The sequence below is a fragment of the Archangium violaceum genome, assembly GCF_016859125.1.
GTDB lineage: Bacteria > Myxococcota > Myxococcia > Myxococcales > Myxococcaceae > Archangium > Archangium violaceum_A.
The window spans coordinates 9,928,609-9,945,799 of the sequence record NZ_CP069338.1; the positions used below are offsets into that span (position 1 = coordinate 9,928,609).

Genomic DNA, 17,191 nt, shown 5'->3' on the forward strand with positions numbered 1-17,191 from the left:
CGTGATAGACGGAGGGGGTCATGGATGAGGCCCCTCCGTCCCCACTGCCGTTCCCGACGAGTCTCTGCCACCGCTGCGCCGCACCGCCGAAGTACGTGCGGACGAAGACGTCCACGTTCATCCTCTGCCCGCTGCTGCCACGGAAGTACCCACCGCAGCCGGTGCTCAGCTGCCCGCTCTTCCGCCCGAAGTCCCCGGAGTCGGAAGGGACGTAGAGCGGCACCTGGTTCGTCACGCGGGGACGACTTCGACCGCGCCTCCCGGCTCCACCGTCACCCGTACGGGGAGGAAGCGCTCGATGAGCCGGGCGTGCGTGGTGAGGTGCTCCGTCACCCGCTCCGTCGTGTAGCGCGTCGTACCGGGTGAAGCCGGGCCGAGCTTCCCCGCCGCCAGCAGCGCCGCGGGCAGGAGGATCTGATCCCCGAGGTGCTCGTCCAGCGCGCCCCCGCTCTCCATGAAGCGCGCCAGATCCTCGGCCGCCTCGCGCCCCACCTCCTCCGCCGGACGTCCCCGCTCCCCCAGCGCCGTGAAGCCGGCCAGGGTGTTCTCGAACTGCGCCAGGATGAACGTCACCGAGCCCGCCGAGCGCGTCGTCGGCAGCGGCCGGTTCTCCGCGTGGCTGTAGATGCCTCGCTCGCGCAGCGCCGCCACCGCCGCCCTGGACTGCCGCTCCGCGATGGAGAACGGCAATCCGCCCACGAACGAGCCCACCGAGATGTCCCGCAGTGTCCCGCGCGCAGGCAGCTCCACCCGGCTCGGGGGATCGCGTACCGGCTCCACCTCGGCGAAGAACTCCCCCGCTCCTTCCGGGTAGAAGCCCGCCTGCATCAGGCGCAGCGAGGTGTGCAGCCCGTACGCCCGTGTCACCGGCAGCCATACCCCGACGACGTAGTGGTAGCTGGGGCTGTGCGGCAGGTGCGTCCCTCCTCGCAAGGTGAGCGAGCCTCCCCCCGCAAGCGCTAGCGGGTAGAAGAGGCACTGGAAGAGCAGCGGTGTGCTGCCCGCGGTGCCCACCTCGATCACGTAGTCACCCGGACGTACCGGCTCCGGCTCGAAGCGCAGCTCCGAGGAGCCCACCGCCGCGCCCTCGCTCCGGCCTCCGCTGATGGCCTCCGCGCCCCGGACACAGGCGAGGTGCTGGGGACGCAACCCCGGCGGCTCGCGGTGGGCCCGCACCCGCGTCATGTGGAAGGGCCGCCCGGTGATGAGCGACAGCGAGAGCGCCGAGCGGAGCATCTGCCCTCCTCCCTCGCCCTCACTCCCATCGAGCTCCACCGGTCCGTCGTGGCGGTCGGCGCCTGCCATGCCCCTCCCCGTCCAAAAAAGGTCGGCGCAGCGTAGCAGAAGGCATTCGGTTACTGTCCGCCCGCTTTGGCCCTCGCCATCTTCCTGTTCACCTACGTCTTCATCGCCGGCATCCGCCTCCCCTACCCCAAGCTGGACCGCCCGGGCGGCGCGCTCGTGGGGGCGGTCCTGATGGTGGTGGCCGGCGTCGTCGCCCCCGCCGAGGTCTTCAACTATAGCGCCGACCCGTCCCGGCACGCCGTGGACATGAACACGCTGGTGCTGCTGTTGGGGATGATGCTGATCGCGGACTACCTCTCGCAGGCGGCCTTCTTCCGCGCGGCCGGCGCCTGGGCGCTGCGCAAGGCCCACACCCCCCGGCTGCTCCTCGTGGCCGTGGCGTGCACCAGCGCCTTCCTGTCCGCCTTCCTCGTCAACGACACCCTCTGTCTGATGCTCACCCCGCTCGTGCTGGTGGTGGTCGAGGACGCGCGCCTGCCCCCCATCCCCTACCTGCTCGCCGTGTGCATGGCCTCCAACGCGGGCTCGGTGGCCACCTTCACCGGCAACCCGCAGAACATGCTCATCCAGGGCGCCTCCGGCCTGCCCTATGCGCAGTTCGTCGCCTACATGGCGCTGCCGGCCGTGGTCTCCACCGCCGTGGTCGTCGCGGGGCTCCTCTTCGTCTTCCGCAAGGAGCTGTCCCACGAGCGCTTCGAGACCCATCCGCCCCCGCCCGCGGTGGATCGGCCGCTGCTGGGGCTCACGCTCGTCACGCTCCTCGGGGTGGTCGCCGCCTTCTTCGCCGGCCTGCCCATGAGCTGGAGCGCCCTCACTGGCGCCGCGGTGTTGATGACGCTGGCCCGCCGCTTCCCACGCCAGGCCATCGAGCGCGTGGACTACGTGCTGCTGCTCTTCTTCGCCTGTCTCTTCGTGGTCGTCTACGGCGTGAACAAGGCCGGCTGGGCCGATGAGATCTACCGCGTCTTCTCGCCCTTCATGTCCGGGCCGCCCTGGCGCGAGACGCTCGGCTTCGCGGGGCTGACGCTGGTGGCCTCCAACCTCTTCAGCAACGTGCCCTTCGTCATGCTGGCGCGCGCCTGGGTTCCCACGCTGCACGAGCCGGTGTTGGGCTGGCACGTGCTGGCGCTCGGCTCCACGCTGGCCGGCAACCTCACGCTCGTGGGCAGCGTGGCCAACCTCATCGTCTTCGAGGCCGCGCGCGGCAAGGCCGAGATCAGCTTCCTCGGCTACCTGCGCGTGGGCCTCCCCATCACGCTCATCAGCTTCGTGCTGGGGCTCGCGGTGCTCCTCGCCGAGCACGCGCTGTTCTGATCAGGGCCTACGGATCCGGATCCGGCAGCTCACCCGGTGCCAGGGTCGGCTCGGGGGGCGTCGTGGGCCGCGGCGGCTCGCGGCCCGGGCGGTTCACGCCATCCGGCTCGCCTTGCGCCTCGGGCGGCACGCTCCCCTTGCGATCCTTCGGGCTCAGCTCCTGGGCGAACTGATCCGAGAGGACGTCCAGCATCGCCGTGAGCTCCTGGCGGAACAGCGACGGATCCTTGCCCACCTTGAAGGGATCCAGGTGCTCCGCGCCCTCGGCCACGCGATCCACCTGGAACGGGCGGCGCCAGATCTCCGAGCGCCCGTTGATCTTGAACATGCGCGCGTAGCCCTTCATGTACGCGCCCGCGCGCCCGTCATCGCTGCGCATACCGTAGTCCTGGATGACGAACTCCACCACCGTGTCCGCGCCCAGGCGCGCCAGCAGATCATAGTCCGGGGCGTTCGCCGGCACCTCCTCCACCAGGAAGCTCTCCAGGATCGTCGCCACCCGCGCGGGGTCCAACGCGTCCACCCATGGCCGCTCCGGCGGGAGCTGCCGGAACGTGTTCACCCGCAGGCGCTCGGAGACCTCGAAGCGAGACACCGCCGAGGCCAGCTTCGCTTGCAGCCGGCGATCCGCCTCCTTCGGCTCCAGCTTCTTCAGCTTGCCCTTGTAGGCGTTGTCCTCGCGGAACACGAGGCTCCGCGGGCCGGCATCGATTTCGATGCGGGAGATGAAGGCGGGCCGGGCTACCCGATCCAGGTCCGAGCCGGCCAGCCGCTGCGAGGCACAACTCGCGGTGAGCAGCGCCAGGAAGAGGAAAGAAGAGTTCCGCGCCATTCCTCACACATACAGCAGATTTCCGTGTCCACCCAACGAACGGCGTCAGATCGAGCACACTCTCTCCCAGAGGGAGCAGGCTTCAGAACAGCAACAGCTCCTCGTGCGGCTCCTCCGTCTCTCCCGCGACGTTCGTATGCCCCCCAAGGAGGGCCTCGTTGCTGCGCTGACGGGCCTCCGTCAGCTCGGAGACGAGGATGAGGATCTGCGGGTGCGTGAGGATGAGGGTGTCGAAGTCCTCGCGGGGCAGCCGCAGCAGCGAGGTGTTGCGCGCGGCCGTCACGGTGGCGTTGGCGGGCGTCTTCTGCAGCAGGGACATCTCCCCGAACAACTCACCCTCGCGCAACCGCGCCAGCGATTGGCCACCCTTGCTCACGGCCACCTCGCCGGAGAGCACCACGTAGAGGCCGTCCACCTGGTGGCCCTCGTGGATGATGACGTCTCCCCGGCGCACCTCCCGGGCCCGGAAACGCTCCACCAGCTCGCGCCGGTCCTTGCGGCCAAAGGGCTGGAAGAGCGCCGAGGTGTTCACCACGTCCGACAGCAGCCGCTGCCGGCAGAAGCGCCTCAGCGCCCTGGCCACCTGCGGAAAGCGGCGCGACAGGGCCGCGAGCACCGGCGCGGAGATCTCCAGCACCTGTGTCTCCTCGGAGGCGCTCACCACCGAGGCCGAGCGCGGCGCACCGGACAGCAGTGCCATCTCGCCGAAGAAGGCCCCCTCGCCCAGGACGGCCAGCGAACGCAGCTCGGAGCCGCTCCGCCGCTCGATGCGCACGCGGCCCGCGCAGATGACGTAGAAGGCATCACCCCGGGTGCCCTGCTCGATGATGCGCGTGCCCTCGGGGAAGCGGCGCAGCGGGCAGCGCTCGAAGAGCGCGATGAAGGCGTCCCGCGGGAGATCCGAGAAGAGGGGGATCTTCGGCAGCCCGTCGTCCTGGGAAGGCGCCTCGGAGACGGTCTCCTCCTCGACCGCCTTGCCCGCGCCATCGGCCGCGAGCGCCGCCAATTCCACCGCATGCAGGAGCGAGTCGGCCTGGACGACGAGCTCCGTGAAGGGCGAATTGCCCGGCACCGGGGGCTGGACGTCCACAGGGGACGTCGCCGGCATCTCGGCCACCCGGAGGGGCTGAGGCTGGGGCTGAGGCGCGGGTTCGGGTGGCTGGGCGTCGCTCGAGCGGCGGCGCAGCCCCGGAGGCGCGGCCTTGGCCATGGTCGGCTGGGACGGCGCGGCCTCCGTTCTCCCCTTCTCCGCGTCGCTGAGCTCCAGCTCCACATCGGTGGCCTCGTCCCGGGCCAGGGCCTCGTCGAGCTCCGGTGGCAGCTCGATGAACAGCGCGGCCCGGGTCGTCGGAGCCGGCGGCTCGGCGGGTCCTGTCGGCGGAGGCGTCACGGGCGCGGGCGTCACCGCGCGAGCCCCACCTCCCGTTCCTCCGCGACGGGCGTAGAGGCCAGCGAGCATCTGCTGAACCCCCTGATGCGAGGGTTCCAGCTCCAGGATGAGCTTGCTGGCGGCGATGGCTCGCGGGAGGAAACCCTCTCGGGCGAAGCCCTCGGCGGCGGCCTGGTAGGCGGTGATGGCGCGGGCGTTGTCGCCCACCTTCACCCAGGCATCTCCCAGGCGTACGCGCGCCTGGTGGTCCTTCGGGTCCAGCTGACAGTATTCCTCGAAGAGTTCGGCTGCTCGGGCGAAGCGTCCCTTGGTGAGCGCTTCGTTGGCCTTGTCCCTGAGCTGCCGTGGCTCCATGTCAGCGTGCCCCCTCCGCTGCTGTGGTCGTCTTCGCCAACGCCGTCACAGCGGCTTCACGGACACGACGGTAGTAGTCACTCTTGAGCGCGTCCAGTGCGTCGGCCTGGGCGCCCGTGCCGATCCTCGCCAGCGCACCGGCCGCCGCGGCCCGGATCTCCGGCAGATCATGGTACAGGTCGCGCGCCACCACCTCGGCCGCCGAGGTGTCGCCAATCTCCCCCAGGGCGGTGAGCATCTCGCGCCGTCCGACGCTCGTGGGATCCTCCAGCGCCTTCACCAACGTGGGGACCGCCGCCTTCGCCTTCATCCGGCCGAGCAGCGAGGCGGCCAGCACCGCCTCGGGACCGCCCTCGGACACCACCTTCTGGAGCGGCTCCACCGCGGAAGCCGGCGCGCCGGTCCTGCTCAGCGCGTCGAGCAGCACCAGCTTCTCGCCGCTGATCTGCGGCAGCAGCTCCACCAGCGCGGATTGTCCGGCCTCGCCCTGCTCGGCGAGCGCCTGGGCCAGGGCCTTCAGCAGATCCCTCTCGGCCTCGAACAGGCCATTCCTGGCGAGCGCAACCCCCTCGGGCCCCAGCCGCGTCAGCCCCACCAGGGCGGCCGTGCGCAGTGTCACGCTGGAGTCACCAGCGAAGCCCTTGAGCAGCTCCAACGCCCCGGGCGCCTTCACGGCCCCGAGCGCCCGCAGCAGCCCGGCCAGGGGCTCGAGCTGGGAAGACTCCACGTCGTCGAACAGCTCGGTGGGCGCGCGCTGCCGCACCACGGGCCGACCCAGGCCACGCGCCTTGGCGGCGTTGAGCGCCTTCACGCGCGACATGAGGCTGGCGTGCTTCTCGCCCTTCTGCTTCTCCCGGTCCGTCGCGGAGCCCTCCTGGGGCTGGGAGGGGTCGAACCCCGGCCCGTAGCGCTCGGGCAACGCCTGGGTGACCCAGTCCTGCCGAAGCGCCCGCACGGATGCGAGCTCCTGCTCGAAGGCCTTCTGCAGCACGGGGGCCGCGGAGGCGTCCCCGATGGCCGCGGCCGCGTCCACCGCGAGCGCGCGCAGCGCGGCGTCACCCTGGGAGACGTGGGGCAGCACCTTGGGCAGCAGGTCCTTCGCCAGGGGGCCGAGGCCGATCACCACCCGCAACCCGCTGACGGCGGACGCGGGGCGAGACAGGCGTTCGGCGATGGGCTCGAGCGGACAGCCCCCGCGCTCGCGCATCACCCGGGCCACGGGGATGGCCTCGGAGGTCTCGGCGTCGAGCGCGATGGAGCACAGCGCCGCATCGGTCTGGGGCTGGCGCGGCAGACCGAGGAGGGCGTCGATGGCCAGGGGGCTCACGGTGCTCTTCTCCACGGCCACGGCCTGCAGCCGGGCAATGGCCTCGGGCTCCTGCAGCCGCACGAGCGCGGTGATGGCGGACTCGCGCAGCTCGGGGAAGCTCTCGTCGAGCAGGGGCAGGATGGCGGGTACGGCGCGCTTGTCGCCCAGGTCGCCCAGGCCCCGGACCGCGGCGGCGGCGAGGACGATCTGGCTGTCGCGCACCAGCGGCACGAGCCGTTTGAAGGCATCGGGGCGGCCGCTCTTGCCCAGCTCCTCGGCGGCGCCCACGCGCTCGGGGAGGGTGCCCTCGGTGAGGGCCAGCAGGTTGCGCTCCCAGATGGCCTTGGACTCAGCGGCGACGACCTCGGCCATGGCGCCCGGCACGTTGGCCTGCTTGAGGGCCTGGACGATGACCTGGCGGGTCTGCCGGCCCCGGCGACCGTACTGCAGGGTGAGGTAGGCCTTGGCCTTGTCGTTCCTCACCTGAGCCAGCGCCATGGCGGCCTTGCCCTGGACATCCTCATCGGAGTCCTCGAGCAGCTCGCCGAGCAGATCCACCACGCGGGGATCCTGGCTCTTGCCGAGCGCGGCGGCGGCCTCGCCGCGGACGATGGAGGCCATGTCCTTGGCCGCGCGGGTGAAGAGGGCGAGGTCGTCGGGACGGGACTCCTCGGCCAGCTTCCTCACCGCGAGAGCCCGCACCTCGGGGCGTGGGCTCTGCAGATCCGCGAGAAGCTGATCCCGACTCCCACTGCACCCGGCGGTGAGGAGGAAGGCCAGGACGAAGAGGAAGGTGCGCGCGCCGGTTCGCATCGGTCTCCGGGGGAAAGACATGAGACGCGGGCGGTTATATCAGCGGTGCGCGCGACCGCCCACGACTCAGCGGCCCTTACGAGGGCCTCGCCCCCTGGGCCCCCCAGCGCCCCGGGGCGGGCGGGCGTTCCACTCGGGCGTGGGCTCCTGGTGCTTCTTGGTGCGCCAGTTCACGAAGGACTTCGAGCCCTCGCCGGCTCCCTCGCCCTCCGGACGTGCCGCGCCGCGGCGGACCGGGCGTCCCGAGTCCTCGCCGGAGGCACCCCACGTCTTGCGCGCGGGCCTCGCTGCGCCCGTGCCCCGAGGCCCGGGACGAGCACCGCGCTCGCCGCGCTCCTCGCCACGAGGCGCCCACTCACGACGCTCCGGACGCTCAGCGCGGGCGGGAACCCGGCGCTCGGCACTTCCGCCAGCGAACGGCTTGCGCTCGGGACGCGCACCGCGCTCGCCGCCACGACCCTCGCTACGCGGAGCCCACTCACGACGCTCCGGACGCTCAGCGCGGGCGGGAACCCGGCGCTCGGCACTTCCGCCCGCGAACGGCTTGCGCTCGGGGCGCGCACCGCGCTCGCCGCCACGACCCTCGCTACGCGGAGCCCACTCACGGCGCTCCGGACGCTCAGCACGCGCGCCAAAGGGCTTGCGCTCGGGACGCGCACCACGCTCCTCGCCACGAGGCGCCCACTCACGACGCTCCGGACGCTCAGCACGGGCGGGAACCCGGCGCTCGGCACCTCCGCCCGCGAACGGCTTGCGCTCGGGACGCGCACCGCGCTCGCCGCCACGACCCTCGCTACGCGGAGCCCACTCACGACGCTCCGGACGCTCAGCGCGCGCACCAAAGGGCTTGCGCTCGGGACGCGCACCACGCTCCTCGCCACGAGGCGCCCACTCACGACGCTCCGGACGCTCAGCGCGGGCGGGAACCCGGCGCTCGGCACTTCCGCCAGCGAACGGCTTGCGCTCGGGACGCGCACCGCGCTCGCCACCGCGCCCCTCGCCACGAGGCGCCCACTCACGGCGCTCCGGACGCTCACCCCGCTCGGCTCGCGCCTCTCGACGAGGAGCCTCTCGACGAGGAGCCTCCTCGCCGAACTCGCCCTGGCTCTCCTCCTGCTCGTCCTCGCGAGGCGTCCACGTGCGGCGCTCGGCACGGCCACCCGCCGCGCCACGGAACGCGGGCCGGGAGCCACCCCCACCACGCGGTGCCCACTCCTTGCGCTCGGGACGACCCGCGGCGCGAGCCGGACGCTCGGCCTTCCCGGGACGCTCCGTCTTCACGGCCTTCCGCGCGGGGCGCTCCGTCCGGGTGGCCCGCGCGGGCTTCCCCGCCGCACGCGAACGCACCGGCGCGGGAGCCTCCTCGCCGAAATCCTCGTCGTCCATGTCCGCCGCGAAGCCCGGTGCCGAACGCCCGTGACGCCGCGGCGGCAGCTTCAGCTCCCGCTCGGGAGGCGTGGCCTTCCCGTCGGCCACCTCCTGCAGCATGCGCACCTGGTTCTCGGTGAGCGGCCGCAGCTCGCCGGGGCGCACGCCCTCGACGGTGATGCCCGCGTACGACGGCCGGTACAGGCGCACCACCGGGTAGCCCACCGCGGCGCACAGCCGCTTGATGAGGTGCGGTCGGCCCTCGGCCACCACCAGCTTCAGCCAGGTGTTGCGCTCGGCCTGCTCGAAGACCTCCACGGACAGCGGCGTGGCCATGCCGTCCTCCAGCCGCACGCCTCCGCGCAGCTTGTCCAGCGTGGCCGCGTCCGGCGTGCCCTTCACCTTCGCCAGGTACGTGCGCGGCACCTGGAAGCTCGGGTGCGTCAGCTTGTGCGCCAGCGCCCCGTCGTCCGTGACGAGCAACGCGCCTTCCGCGTCGTAGTCCAACCGGCCCACCGGGAAGAGCCGCTTGCCGGTCTGCTCGATATAGCTGGCCACGGTGGGCCGGCCCTGCGGATCCGACAGCGTCGTCACCACGCCCACGGGCTTGTAGAGGAGGAAGTACGAGGACTCCTCCGGCGGCGAGACGAGCTTGCCGTCCACCGTCACCAGGTCACCCGGAGACACCTTCGTGCCCAGTTCGGTGACCTTCTCGTTGTTCACCGTGACACGACCTTCGGTGATGAGCTCTTCCGCGTGCCTGCGCGAGGCCACGCCCGCGCGCGCGAGGTATTTCTGTAAACGTTCAGCCGCCATTTCCGCCACCTTCCACTTCTTCGCCCACCCGTCAAGCGGGTTCGGACCCCTTGTCGCCCTCGGAGGGCGGCGGGGTCGGGTTCAGGATGCTGCTGGCCGCCTTCTGTGTCTGCTCCGCGGCGTCCATGGCCTGCTCCAGCTCCTCGAGCGCCGCCTCGGAGGCCGCCACGCTCTTCTCCATCCGCTTCTGGAACTCCGGGTCCGCCAACGTCTCCACGGTGCCACTGGCACCCGGAACGGCGGGCCGCTCCTTCTCGACGATCTCCTGGTGCTCCTGCGTCAGCTCGTGGAACTCGCGCAGCGTGGGCAGGGCGGACAGATCCTTCAGGGCGAAGAACTCGAGGAACTCACGGGTCGTCCCGTACAGCATGGGCCGGCCCACCTCCTCCTTCTTGCCCAGGATCTTGATCAACTTGCGATCCAACAGCGCCTTGATGACGGCGCCGCAGTCCACGCCGCGGATGTCCTCGACCTCGGGACGGGTAACGGGCTGCCGGTAGGCGATGATGGCCAGGGTCTCCACGGCGGCGCGGGTGAGGCGCTGGGGCTTCACGCGCAGGTAGCGCCGCACGTACTCCGCCGAGTGCGGATCCGTGCGGAACTGCCACCCGCCGGCCACCTCGTACAGGACCATGCCGCTGATGCCATCCCTGTGCACGCCGGAGATCTGATTGAGCGCCTCCTGGATCTTCTCGCGATCGATGCCCGTGGCCTCGAAGAGCTGGTCCAGGTCCAGGGGCTTGTCCGCCACGAAGAGCACGCTCTCCACGATGGTGCGGATGCGCTCCGGGGAGAGGTTGCGGCTCTTCTGGACGAGCTTCTCGAAGGACGTCTGGAGGTCCGGGACCTCGTCGGCCTCGATGGTGGCGACGTCGGAGTCCTCCAGCTCGTCCTCGTCGCCGGGACCGGTGACGGCGGCGATCTCCTCCTCGGTGAAGGGGCTGGGGCCGCCGGAGCCGCGCGGCGTCTTCGGGCCGGTGTCCTCGGGGCCGTTGTTACCGGTAGTCACTCTCGTCCACCTCCGATGGGAGCAGCCGCTCCAGGGCGTCTCCGTTGGGCGTGAGGATGATGTCCGCCAGGGGGGCCTCCTGGCGGACCTTGAGCAGACGCCTCTTCACCATCTCCAGGATGGCCAGGAAGGTAATCACCACCTCCTGCCGCGTCCGTTGCTCATCGAAGAGGCTCTCGAACGAGCAGGACTCCTGGCCCTTCAAGCGCTCGGCGATCCGGCGGATGGCCTCGGTGATGCTCACCTGCTCGCGCACCACCTCGTGCTGCAACTTGGGAGTCAGGCGCTCCAATACCCGGTCGAGCGCCTCGATGAGCTTGAGGACGGAGAACTCCTGCAGGCCCACCTCCTCCTCGGGGATGGGCACGGCCTCCACGGGCACCCGGCGCGGGAAGACGTCGCGCTCGAGGATGTCCTGCATGGCCAGCTGCTCGGCGGCGGCCTTGTACTTCTGGTACTCGAGCAGCCGGCGCACCAGCTCGGCGCGGGGATCCTCCGCCTCCTCCTGCTGGAGCTCCGCCACCGCGTCCACCGGCTGCTCCGCGGTGTCCTGGCGCGGCAGCAGCATGCGGCTCTTGAGGTGCGCCAGCGTGGCGGCCATCACCAGGAACTCGCCGGCGATGTCGAGGTTGATCTCCCGCATCCGCTCGAGGTGCTCCAGGTACTTCTCGGTGATGAGCGCGAGCGGGATGTCGAAGATGTCGAGCCGGTGTTCCTTGATGAGGTGAAGCAGCAGGTCGAGCGGCCCCTCGAAATTGGGCAAGGCGACCCGGAAGGCGTCACCCACACTGGTGGGGACGTCCGCCTCGAGGGTCTCCTCGGTGGGAGGGGTGCTGCGACGACCTGCGGTCACCGAACTTCCTTCACGGGGTCAGGGGATGCCGACGGCGCGGCGTACCCGCTGCATCAGGCGGGAGGCCTCGGCACGGGCGCGCTCGGCGCCATCCTGGAGGATGCGCTCGAGCTCGGCCGGATCGTTGATCAGCTCCTGGCGGCGCTTGCGCGCCGGACCAAAGGCGTCATGGAAGGCCTCGACGAGCAGCTTCTTGTACTCGCCGTAGCCCTTGCCGCCCGCTCGCCACGAGGCATCCACCTCTTGGAAGCGGGACTCGGGCAGCATCACCTTGAGCAGATCGTAGAGGGGCGCGTTCTCGGTGGGCTTGGGAGCCTCGACGGGCGTGGAGTCCGTCTTGATGCTCATGATCCGCTTCTTGATCTCCTTTTCGTCCCCGAAGAGCTCGATGGTGTTGCCGTACGACTTGGACATCTTCTGTCCGTCGATACCGGGCACCACCGCGGTGCTCTCCTGGATGCGTGCCGCCGGGAGCTTGAGGATGCCGGGGCTGTGCCCCTTCTCCTTGCCCTCGGGATCCTGGGGATCGTACCCGGGCACGTAGGTCACGTTGAACTTCACCGCCCAGTCACGGGCGAACTCGATGTGCTGGATCTGATCCCTGCCCACCGGCACGGCATCCGCGCTGTAGAGCAGGATGTCGGCGGCCATGAGCACCGGGTAGGCGAAGAGGCCGAAGTCCGGGCTGATGCCCTTGGCCACCTTGTCCTTGTAGCTGTGGGCGCGCTCGAGGTGGGCGTGCGGCACGACGGTGCCGAGGATCCAGTTGAGCTCCAGCACCTCCTTCACGTCGCTCTGCCGGAAGAGGATGGCCTTCTTGGGATCCAACCCGAGCGAGAGGTAGGCGATGGCGGCCTCTCGCGTGAGCTCCTCGGCGAGCCTGGGATCTCGCACGGTGGTGAGCGCGTGCAGGTTGGCGATGAAGAAATACGCCTCGCCCTCATCCTGCAGTTGGACGAACTGCCGGAGGGCTCCGTAGTAGTTGCCGATGTGCAACCGGCCCGAGGACTGGACTCCCGAGAGGATCCGCATGACTTCCACGCCTATACACGAAGGGGGTGACAGCCCTGGTTCGCACACCCAGAGGCACCCTGCAACTTTCCTGCAAGCCCTTCCCACCCTTCCCTCCTGCCCGCCCGCTCCCCGGCCATCCCGACTACCGTGAACTTCTCGGGACGCGAGACAAAAGTGTGTGAAATCAAAGGGTTGCGGCGGGGAGCAGCGTTCGCTACCCTGCCCTTCCCCCCCAGGAAGAAGGAAGTTTCGGCATGGAACGGTTCAAGGGGAATCTGGCGAGCTACCGGCTGCAGCTGTTGATGCCCGCGTTCTTCGAGGCACCGGCCGTGGATGGGATGCTGCGCGTGGAGCGGGGGGCGGTGCGCCGGCACTTCTTCTTCCGGCGCGGGTATCTGGTGGGAGAGAGCTCGAGTGAGCCGAGGGAGCACCTGGGGCAGGTGCTGGCGAGGCTGCGCATCCTGGACGCGGCGGGGGCGGCGGCGGCCTTCGACGCGGCGGAGGCGGCGGAGGTGCCCTTCGGCACGCTGCTGGTGGAGCGGGGGCTGGTGGCGAAGGCGCGGCTGATGGAGGCGATGGAGCACAAGGCGCGCGAGGCGCTCTTCGACTGCTACGGGTGGGAGTCCGGCGAGGTGGAGTTCCGCCCGGGACTGCCGCCGCTGGGGCGGGCGGTGGAGCTGCAGCTGGGCCTGAGGGAGCTGCACCGGGACGCGCTGGCGCGGCTGCGCGAGTGGAAGGTGTTCTGGGATCTGTTCCCGGGGCCGGGCACCACGTTCGGGGTGTACCGGGAGTTCGCGGTGGAGCGGGTGTCGGCGGCGGAGGAGCAGCTGCTGCAGCTGGCCGAGAAGGGGGCGACGCTGAGCGAGCTGCTTGCGGCGTCACCGGAAGGTCCCCTGCACGGGGCGCGGTGGGTGCTGCGCCTGTACCGCAGAGGGGCGTTGACGCCACGCAAGGCCCGGGGCCCGAAGGTGGGCGAGGCGACGGCGCTGGCGGATCTGCTGGCGCTGGCGCGGGGCCTGGTGGAAGCGGGCCGGTGCGAGGAAGCGGTGGCGGTGGTGGCGCAGGCGCTGGAGCGTGCGCCCGTGCCGGAGGCGCACGCGCTCTACCGGGAGGCGGAGGTGCGGCTGACGGTGGCGCTGGCGGACGAGGTGCTGTCGCTGGACGGGCGGCTCTACTTCGAGCCCCTGCCGCGCCCCCTCCCGCCTTCGCTGACGGCGGACGATCTGTACCTGTACGCGAAGTTGAGGGGCAGCCGGAGCGTGCGCGAGGTCCTGAGGAACACGGCCATGGGCGAGCTGGCGGCCTACCGGGCGCTGAGACGGCTGGTTGACGCGGGCATCGCACGGGTGATGCCGGACAACACGGCGCCGAAGCGAAGGTCCAGAACGGACCCCTACGGAGTCCCCGTGTATGACCCCTCGTCCACTGGGAGAGGGTTGAGCAGGTAGGCGGAGCGTGGGAGGAAGGAACCCAGCATGGCCGTCGACAGCACGGTTACCTACCCTCCCAGATCTCCAGATGGAGGCAGCGAGCGCGCCTCCCTGTCCCCCGGGACCCTCGTCGCGGACCGGTTCCGCATCGAGGAAATGGCGGGCCGCGGCGGCATGGGCTCCGTGTTCCGCGCCACCGACCTGAGCACGGGCCGCGACGTTGCCCTCAAGCTGCTGCATGCCTCCTCCTCCCCGGCCCCGGATGTCGCCTACCGCTTCAACCGCGAAGCCATTCTGCTCGCCGGGTTGAGCCACCCCGCCATCGTTTCCTACGTGGCCCACGGCACCGCGGAGGAGGGCCAGCCCTTCCTGGCCATGGAGTGGCTCGAGGGCGAAGACCTCGCGCGCCGGCTCTCCCGCCAACCCCTTGGCCTCCCCGAGACCCTCGCCCTGCTGCGCCGCGCCGCCGAGGCCCTCGCCTCCGCCCACCGCCAGGGCATCGTCCACCGCGACATCTTGCCAACTCGCAGTTGGATCCTCTCCGGAATGAAGCGACCCAGGATTTCCTGTGCCAGGCGCTGGCCAACAGTCCCAACCCCCAACATTGGCAGGAGGCCCATGCCCAGGTGCCCAAGTGGATGATTGGCGCGGAGAACGGTTACTCCTACAGACTGGGCATGGCCCACGCCGTGCTGGCCAAGGTGATGACGAACCTTGGTGAGCCGCGCGAGGCCGAGCCGTACGCGCGCAAGGCCTGTGAGTTGCTGACTCCGTATGGGAACGAGTTGCTCCACGCCCGCGCGCACCTCAGCGCCGTACTTCTCGCCCAGGGACGCGCGGCGGAGGCTCGGGAGGCGGCGGAGCACGGTGTGCGAGAGTTGGAGCAGATGAGAAACTCGGGCGTGTACGCAGTCGCCATGCGACTGGCGCTGGCGCGGGCCTGCTTCGCGCAAGGAGACGTCAGCGCGGGAGAGGCCGCCCTGCGCAAGGCCCTCCAGTGTGTGTGGGAACGGGCCAGCGACATCCCCGACCCCACCCTTCGCGAGCGCTTCCTACACCAGGTGCCCGAGAACGCCCGCACCCTCGAGCTGGCCCACCAGCGCTGGGGCGAGCTCCCGGAGTAGAACTTCCGCGCCGCCGTGGAACGGGCGCGGTGTGTCTCGGCGACGAGCAGTCAGCTCAGGGTGAGGGTACCGGGGCCTGTGTGGCTCCGGCTCGGGGCCACCACAGTGAGCCCAGCTTCAACGGGAGCGCGTCGAACGGCTCAGCGAGTACCTCCCCGTCGCCCCGGTGACTGGCCACTCGCAGCCAATCCCGCTCCTGCCGGCGGTATACCTCCAAGGTGCGCGTCGACGGGTCGATGAGCCAGACATGGATCACACCTTCCCGGTGGTAGAGCGGAAGCTTGCGTTTCCTGTCGACGTCCTCGGTCGAGGGAGAGAGCACCTCGCACGCCCAGTCCGGAGCCACCGTCGAAAAGGGCTCGTTCATGAACGAAGGGACGGGCACCCGCTCCCGGCGCCAACCCGCGAGGTCCGGCACCACGATATCCCGGCCGAGATGAAGCTCCGGCTCATGGAGAAGCCACCATCCGCCGCGAATCCCGGACTGCCCCAGGTCGAAAGCGGGGCCCAGCAGGGCACCGAGGGCCCAGACCACCCGAGCATGGGGCATGGCGGGTCGCGGTGAGGCAACCAGTTCGTCGCTCAGGATCTCCCCCACCCACCCGACCGGCAGTGCCTCGAGGTCCTCGTACGTCGCCGGCTTCTTCGCCTTCCCCATCTCCGCCCCCTTCCTTCCGAGTACTCCGATTCTACATCAGGGCCTGACTTTTCCGGTAGGGTCTTCGAGATGACAAGGAGTTCACAGCCGCGCGCCGAGGGACTCCCTCCCGAGGTAGAACCCCCGTTCCATGAAAACCCTACCCGTGCTCCCGAGAAAGCCCGCCTCCCTCCACCTGCCCCTCCTGCTGGCCCTGGGATTGACCGTCACGGCCTGCGGAAACGAGGATGCCTGTGCCGTGGGCTCGGAGCTTCACCGGACGGAGCTGTTCTTCGGCCTCGACCGGGAGAACGCCGAGCCCGTCAGCGAAGCCGAGTGGCAGGACTTCGTCGATACCTCCGTCACGCCCCGGTTCAAGGACGGGCTGACGATGTTCGACGCGGATGGCCAGTACCAGATGGACAACGGGGAGCTCATCCACGAGAACAGCAAGGTCATCGTCCTGCTCCACGATGGCGCCCCCGAGCGCTCGACGGACATCGACACCATCCGCGAGGAGTACAAGCGGCGCTTCGACCAGGAGTCCGTGCTCCGCGTCGACACCCTCTCCTGCGTAGCCTTCTGAGCAGTTCCGTCCGATGAACGGGCAGGCCCGCGGGTGCGCTACGTGCCCCCTGCCCGCTTCTTCGCCGCGGCCCGGCCGCCCATGGCGCCTCCCCGGCCACGCACGTCGTCTCCGCGGGGATGGGCGTTGTCGTAGACGGCCCGCAGCCGCGCGCTGTTGACGTGCGTGTAGATCTGCGTGGTGGCCAGGTCCGCGTGGCCCAGCATGGCCTGCACCGCGCGCAGATCCGCTCCGCGCTCCACCAGGTGCGTGGCGAACGAGTGCCGCAGCTTGTGCGGTGACAGCGGCTTGCGGATGCCGGCCTTGAGCGCGTAGCGCTTGAGCAGCTTCCAGAAGCCCTGCCGGGTGAAGCCGTCCCCACGTGGGGTGACGAAGAGGGCCTTCGACTCGCGCTCGCCCAGCAGCAGCTGCCGGGGTCCCTCGAGGTACGCCCGCACCTTCTCCGCCGCGATGCTGCCCACCGGGACGATGCGCTCCTTGGAGCCCTTGCCCTTCGCCACCAGGTAGCCCGCGCCCAGCTGGATGTCGTTGATGCCCAGGCCCACCAGCTCGCTCACGCGCAGGCCCGTGGCGTACAGCACCTCGAGCATCGCCTTGTCCCGGAGGCCCGCCGGGGTGCGCTCGTCGGGCGCGGCGAGCAGCTGCTCCACCTCCTCCAGCGTGAGGAAGACGGGCAGCTTGCGCGCCGAGCGCGGCGTGTCGATGTCCTCGGTCGGATCCTTGTCCACGTACTTCTCGGCCACGAGGAAGCGGTGGAAGCCGCGGATCGCCGCCAGGTGCCGCGCCTGGCTGCGCCGGGACAGCCGACGCGTGTTCAACGTCACCAGGTGGCCGGTGATGTCATCCGGCTTCACGCGTGTCACGTCGGTGATGCCCTTGCGCTTCAAGTCCGCGAAGTACACCGACAGATCCGCGGCGTAGGCATCCACCGTCTTGCCGGACAGCCCGCGCTCGGCGCGGATGAAGGCGATGAACGCGTCGAGGTACCCTTCCATGGGTTCGCAGGCTAGCCGAGCGCGGAGTTCCAGCAACCTTGT

At 70.3% G+C, this 17,191-nt stretch carries 16 protein-coding genes; 6 read left to right on the plus strand and 10 right to left on the minus strand.

The genetic code is table 11. The annotated features are described in order from the left end of the window. Positions 1 to 20: 20 nt before the first annotated feature. The gene (locus JQX13_RS41960; RefSeq protein ID WP_203405021.1) at positions 21 to 215 is read left to right on the plus strand and encodes a hypothetical protein; all 195 of its coding nucleotides are present in this window, start codon (positions 21 to 23) and stop codon (positions 213 to 215) included. A gap of 16 nt (positions 216 to 231) precedes the next feature. Here the strand turns inward: JQX13_RS41960 and rtcA are convergent, their stop codons facing one another. Further along, on the minus strand, positions 232 to 1,305 hold the full coding sequence (gene rtcA / locus JQX13_RS41965) for an RNA 3'-terminal phosphate cyclase (RefSeq protein WP_203405022.1): 1,074 nt from the start codon (positions 1,303 to 1,305) through the stop codon (positions 232 to 234). 66 nt (positions 1,306 to 1,371) lie between these two features. On the opposite strand from rtcA, the gene JQX13_RS41970 reads away from it, so the two are divergent. Next, positions 1,372 to 2,619 (plus strand): SLC13 family permease, encoded by a 1,248-nt coding sequence (locus tag JQX13_RS41970; RefSeq protein WP_203405023.1) that lies wholly within the window; start codon positions 1,372 to 1,374, stop codon positions 2,617 to 2,619. A 7-nt stretch (positions 2,620 to 2,626) separates the two neighbouring features. Here JQX13_RS41970 and JQX13_RS41975 read toward each other — a convergent pair whose 3' ends face one another. The 7 genes from JQX13_RS41975 to trpS form a co-directional block, all read right to left on the minus strand. After that, entirely contained in the window at positions 2,627 to 3,451 is an 825-nt protein-coding gene (locus tag JQX13_RS41975; RefSeq protein WP_203405024.1) for a hypothetical protein, read from the minus strand. A gap of 82 nt (positions 3,452 to 3,533) precedes the next feature. Then, on the minus strand, positions 3,534 to 5,195 hold the full coding sequence (locus JQX13_RS41980) for a cyclic nucleotide-binding domain-containing protein (protein WP_203405025.1): 1,662 nt from the start codon (positions 5,193 to 5,195) through the stop codon (positions 3,534 to 3,536). A 1-nt stretch (position 5,196) separates the two neighbouring features. Further along, the gene (locus JQX13_RS41985; RefSeq protein ID WP_203405026.1) at positions 5,197 to 7,317 is read right to left on the minus strand and encodes a HEAT repeat domain-containing protein; all 2,121 of its coding nucleotides are present in this window, start codon (positions 7,315 to 7,317) and stop codon (positions 5,197 to 5,199) included. Between the two features lie 66 nt (positions 7,318 to 7,383). Then, a complete protein-coding gene (locus tag JQX13_RS41990) occupies positions 7,384 to 9,501 on the minus strand; it encodes a pseudouridine synthase (protein ID WP_203405027.1) in 2,118 nt (705 codons plus the stop codon). A gap of 31 nt (positions 9,502 to 9,532) precedes the next feature. Next, positions 9,533 to 10,510 (minus strand): SMC-Scp complex subunit ScpB, encoded by a 978-nt coding sequence (scpB, locus tag JQX13_RS41995; protein WP_203405028.1) that lies wholly within the window; start codon positions 10,508 to 10,510, stop codon positions 9,533 to 9,535. Continuing rightward, positions 10,497 to 11,363, minus strand: a complete 867-nt coding sequence (locus tag JQX13_RS42000) for a segregation and condensation protein A (RefSeq protein WP_203405029.1) — start codon at positions 11,361 to 11,363, stop codon at positions 10,497 to 10,499. Before JQX13_RS42000 ends, scpB begins: the two co-directional genes overlap by 14 nt. A gap of 18 nt (positions 11,364 to 11,381) precedes the next feature. After that, positions 11,382 to 12,395 (minus strand): tryptophan--tRNA ligase, encoded by a 1,014-nt coding sequence (gene trpS, locus JQX13_RS42005; protein WP_203405030.1) that lies wholly within the window; start codon positions 12,393 to 12,395, stop codon positions 11,382 to 11,384. A gap of 236 nt (positions 12,396 to 12,631) precedes the next feature. On the opposite strand from trpS, the gene JQX13_RS42010 reads away from it, so the two are divergent. From JQX13_RS42010 to JQX13_RS42020, 3 genes are read left to right on the plus strand one after another with little or no spacing between them, the layout of a single operon-like run. Next, positions 12,632 to 13,825, plus strand: a complete 1,194-nt coding sequence (locus JQX13_RS42010) for a DUF4388 domain-containing protein (protein ID WP_203405031.1) — start codon at positions 12,632 to 12,634, stop codon at positions 13,823 to 13,825. A gap of 27 nt (positions 13,826 to 13,852) precedes the next feature. Continuing rightward, on the plus strand, positions 13,853 to 14,449 hold the full coding sequence (locus JQX13_RS42015) for a serine/threonine-protein kinase (protein WP_203405032.1): 597 nt from the start codon (positions 13,853 to 13,855) through the stop codon (positions 14,447 to 14,449). After that, positions 14,434 to 14,931 carry a tetratricopeptide repeat protein gene (locus tag JQX13_RS42020; RefSeq protein ID WP_203405033.1) on the plus strand — a complete coding sequence of 166 codons (498 nt, stop codon included), beginning with the start codon at positions 14,434 to 14,436 and terminating at the stop codon, positions 14,929 to 14,931. Before JQX13_RS42015 ends, JQX13_RS42020 begins: the two co-directional genes overlap by 16 nt. Before the next feature lie 55 nt (positions 14,932 to 14,986). Here the strand turns inward: JQX13_RS42020 and JQX13_RS42025 are convergent, their stop codons facing one another. Continuing rightward, positions 14,987 to 15,589 carry a Uma2 family endonuclease gene (locus tag JQX13_RS42025; protein ID WP_203405034.1) on the minus strand — a complete coding sequence of 201 codons (603 nt, stop codon included), beginning with the start codon at positions 15,587 to 15,589 and terminating at the stop codon, positions 14,987 to 14,989. Between the two features lie 130 nt (positions 15,590 to 15,719). Between JQX13_RS42025 and JQX13_RS42030 the strand changes: the two genes are divergently transcribed. After that, a complete protein-coding gene (locus tag JQX13_RS42030) occupies positions 15,720 to 16,154 on the plus strand; it encodes a DUF3574 domain-containing protein (RefSeq protein ID WP_203405035.1) in 435 nt (144 codons plus the stop codon). A 38-nt stretch (positions 16,155 to 16,192) separates the two neighbouring features. On the opposite strand, the gene xerD is transcribed toward JQX13_RS42030, so the two are convergent. Then, positions 16,193 to 17,149 (minus strand): site-specific tyrosine recombinase XerD, encoded by a 957-nt coding sequence (xerD, locus tag JQX13_RS42035; RefSeq protein ID WP_203405036.1) that lies wholly within the window; start codon positions 17,147 to 17,149, stop codon positions 16,193 to 16,195. Positions 17,150 to 17,191: the final 42 nt, after the last annotated feature.

Excerpts from the sequence above, each read along its gene's own strand:
- JQX13_RS41980 (WP_203405025.1), bottom strand. The coding sequence starts at position 5,195 with ATGGAGCCACGGCAGCTCAGGGACAAGGCCAACGAAGCGCTCACCAAG.
- xerD (WP_203405036.1), bottom strand. The coding sequence starts at position 17,149 with ATGGAAGGGTACCTCGACGCGTTCATCGCCTTCATCCGCGCCGAGCGC.
- JQX13_RS41975 (WP_203405024.1), bottom strand. The coding sequence starts at position 3,451 with ATGGCGCGGAACTCTTCTTTCCTCTTCCTGGCGCTGCTCACCGCGAGT.
- JQX13_RS41990 (WP_203405027.1), bottom strand. The coding sequence starts at position 9,501 with ATGGCGGCTGAACGTTTACAGAAATACCTCGCGCGCGCGGGCGTGGCC.
- rtcA (WP_203405022.1), bottom strand. The coding sequence starts at position 1,305 with ATGGCAGGCGCCGACCGCCACGACGGACCGGTGGAGCTCGATGGGAGT.
- JQX13_RS41960 (WP_203405021.1), top strand. The coding sequence starts at position 21 with ATGGATGAGGCCCCTCCGTCCCCACTGCCGTTCCCGACGAGTCTCTGC.
- JQX13_RS42030 (WP_203405035.1), top strand. The coding sequence starts at position 15,720 with ATGAAAACCCTACCCGTGCTCCCGAGAAAGCCCGCCTCCCTCCACCTG.
- trpS (WP_203405030.1), bottom strand. The coding sequence starts at position 12,395 with ATGCGGATCCTCTCGGGAGTCCAGTCCTCGGGCCGGTTGCACATCGGC.
- JQX13_RS41985 (WP_203405026.1), bottom strand. The coding sequence starts at position 7,317 with ATGCGAACCGGCGCGCGCACCTTCCTCTTCGTCCTGGCCTTCCTCCTC.
- JQX13_RS42010 (WP_203405031.1), top strand. The coding sequence starts at position 12,632 with ATGGAACGGTTCAAGGGGAATCTGGCGAGCTACCGGCTGCAGCTGTTG.
- JQX13_RS42015 (WP_203405032.1), top strand. The coding sequence starts at position 13,853 with ATGGCCGTCGACAGCACGGTTACCTACCCTCCCAGATCTCCAGATGGA.
- JQX13_RS42025 (WP_203405034.1), bottom strand. The coding sequence starts at position 15,589 with ATGGGGAAGGCGAAGAAGCCGGCGACGTACGAGGACCTCGAGGCACTG.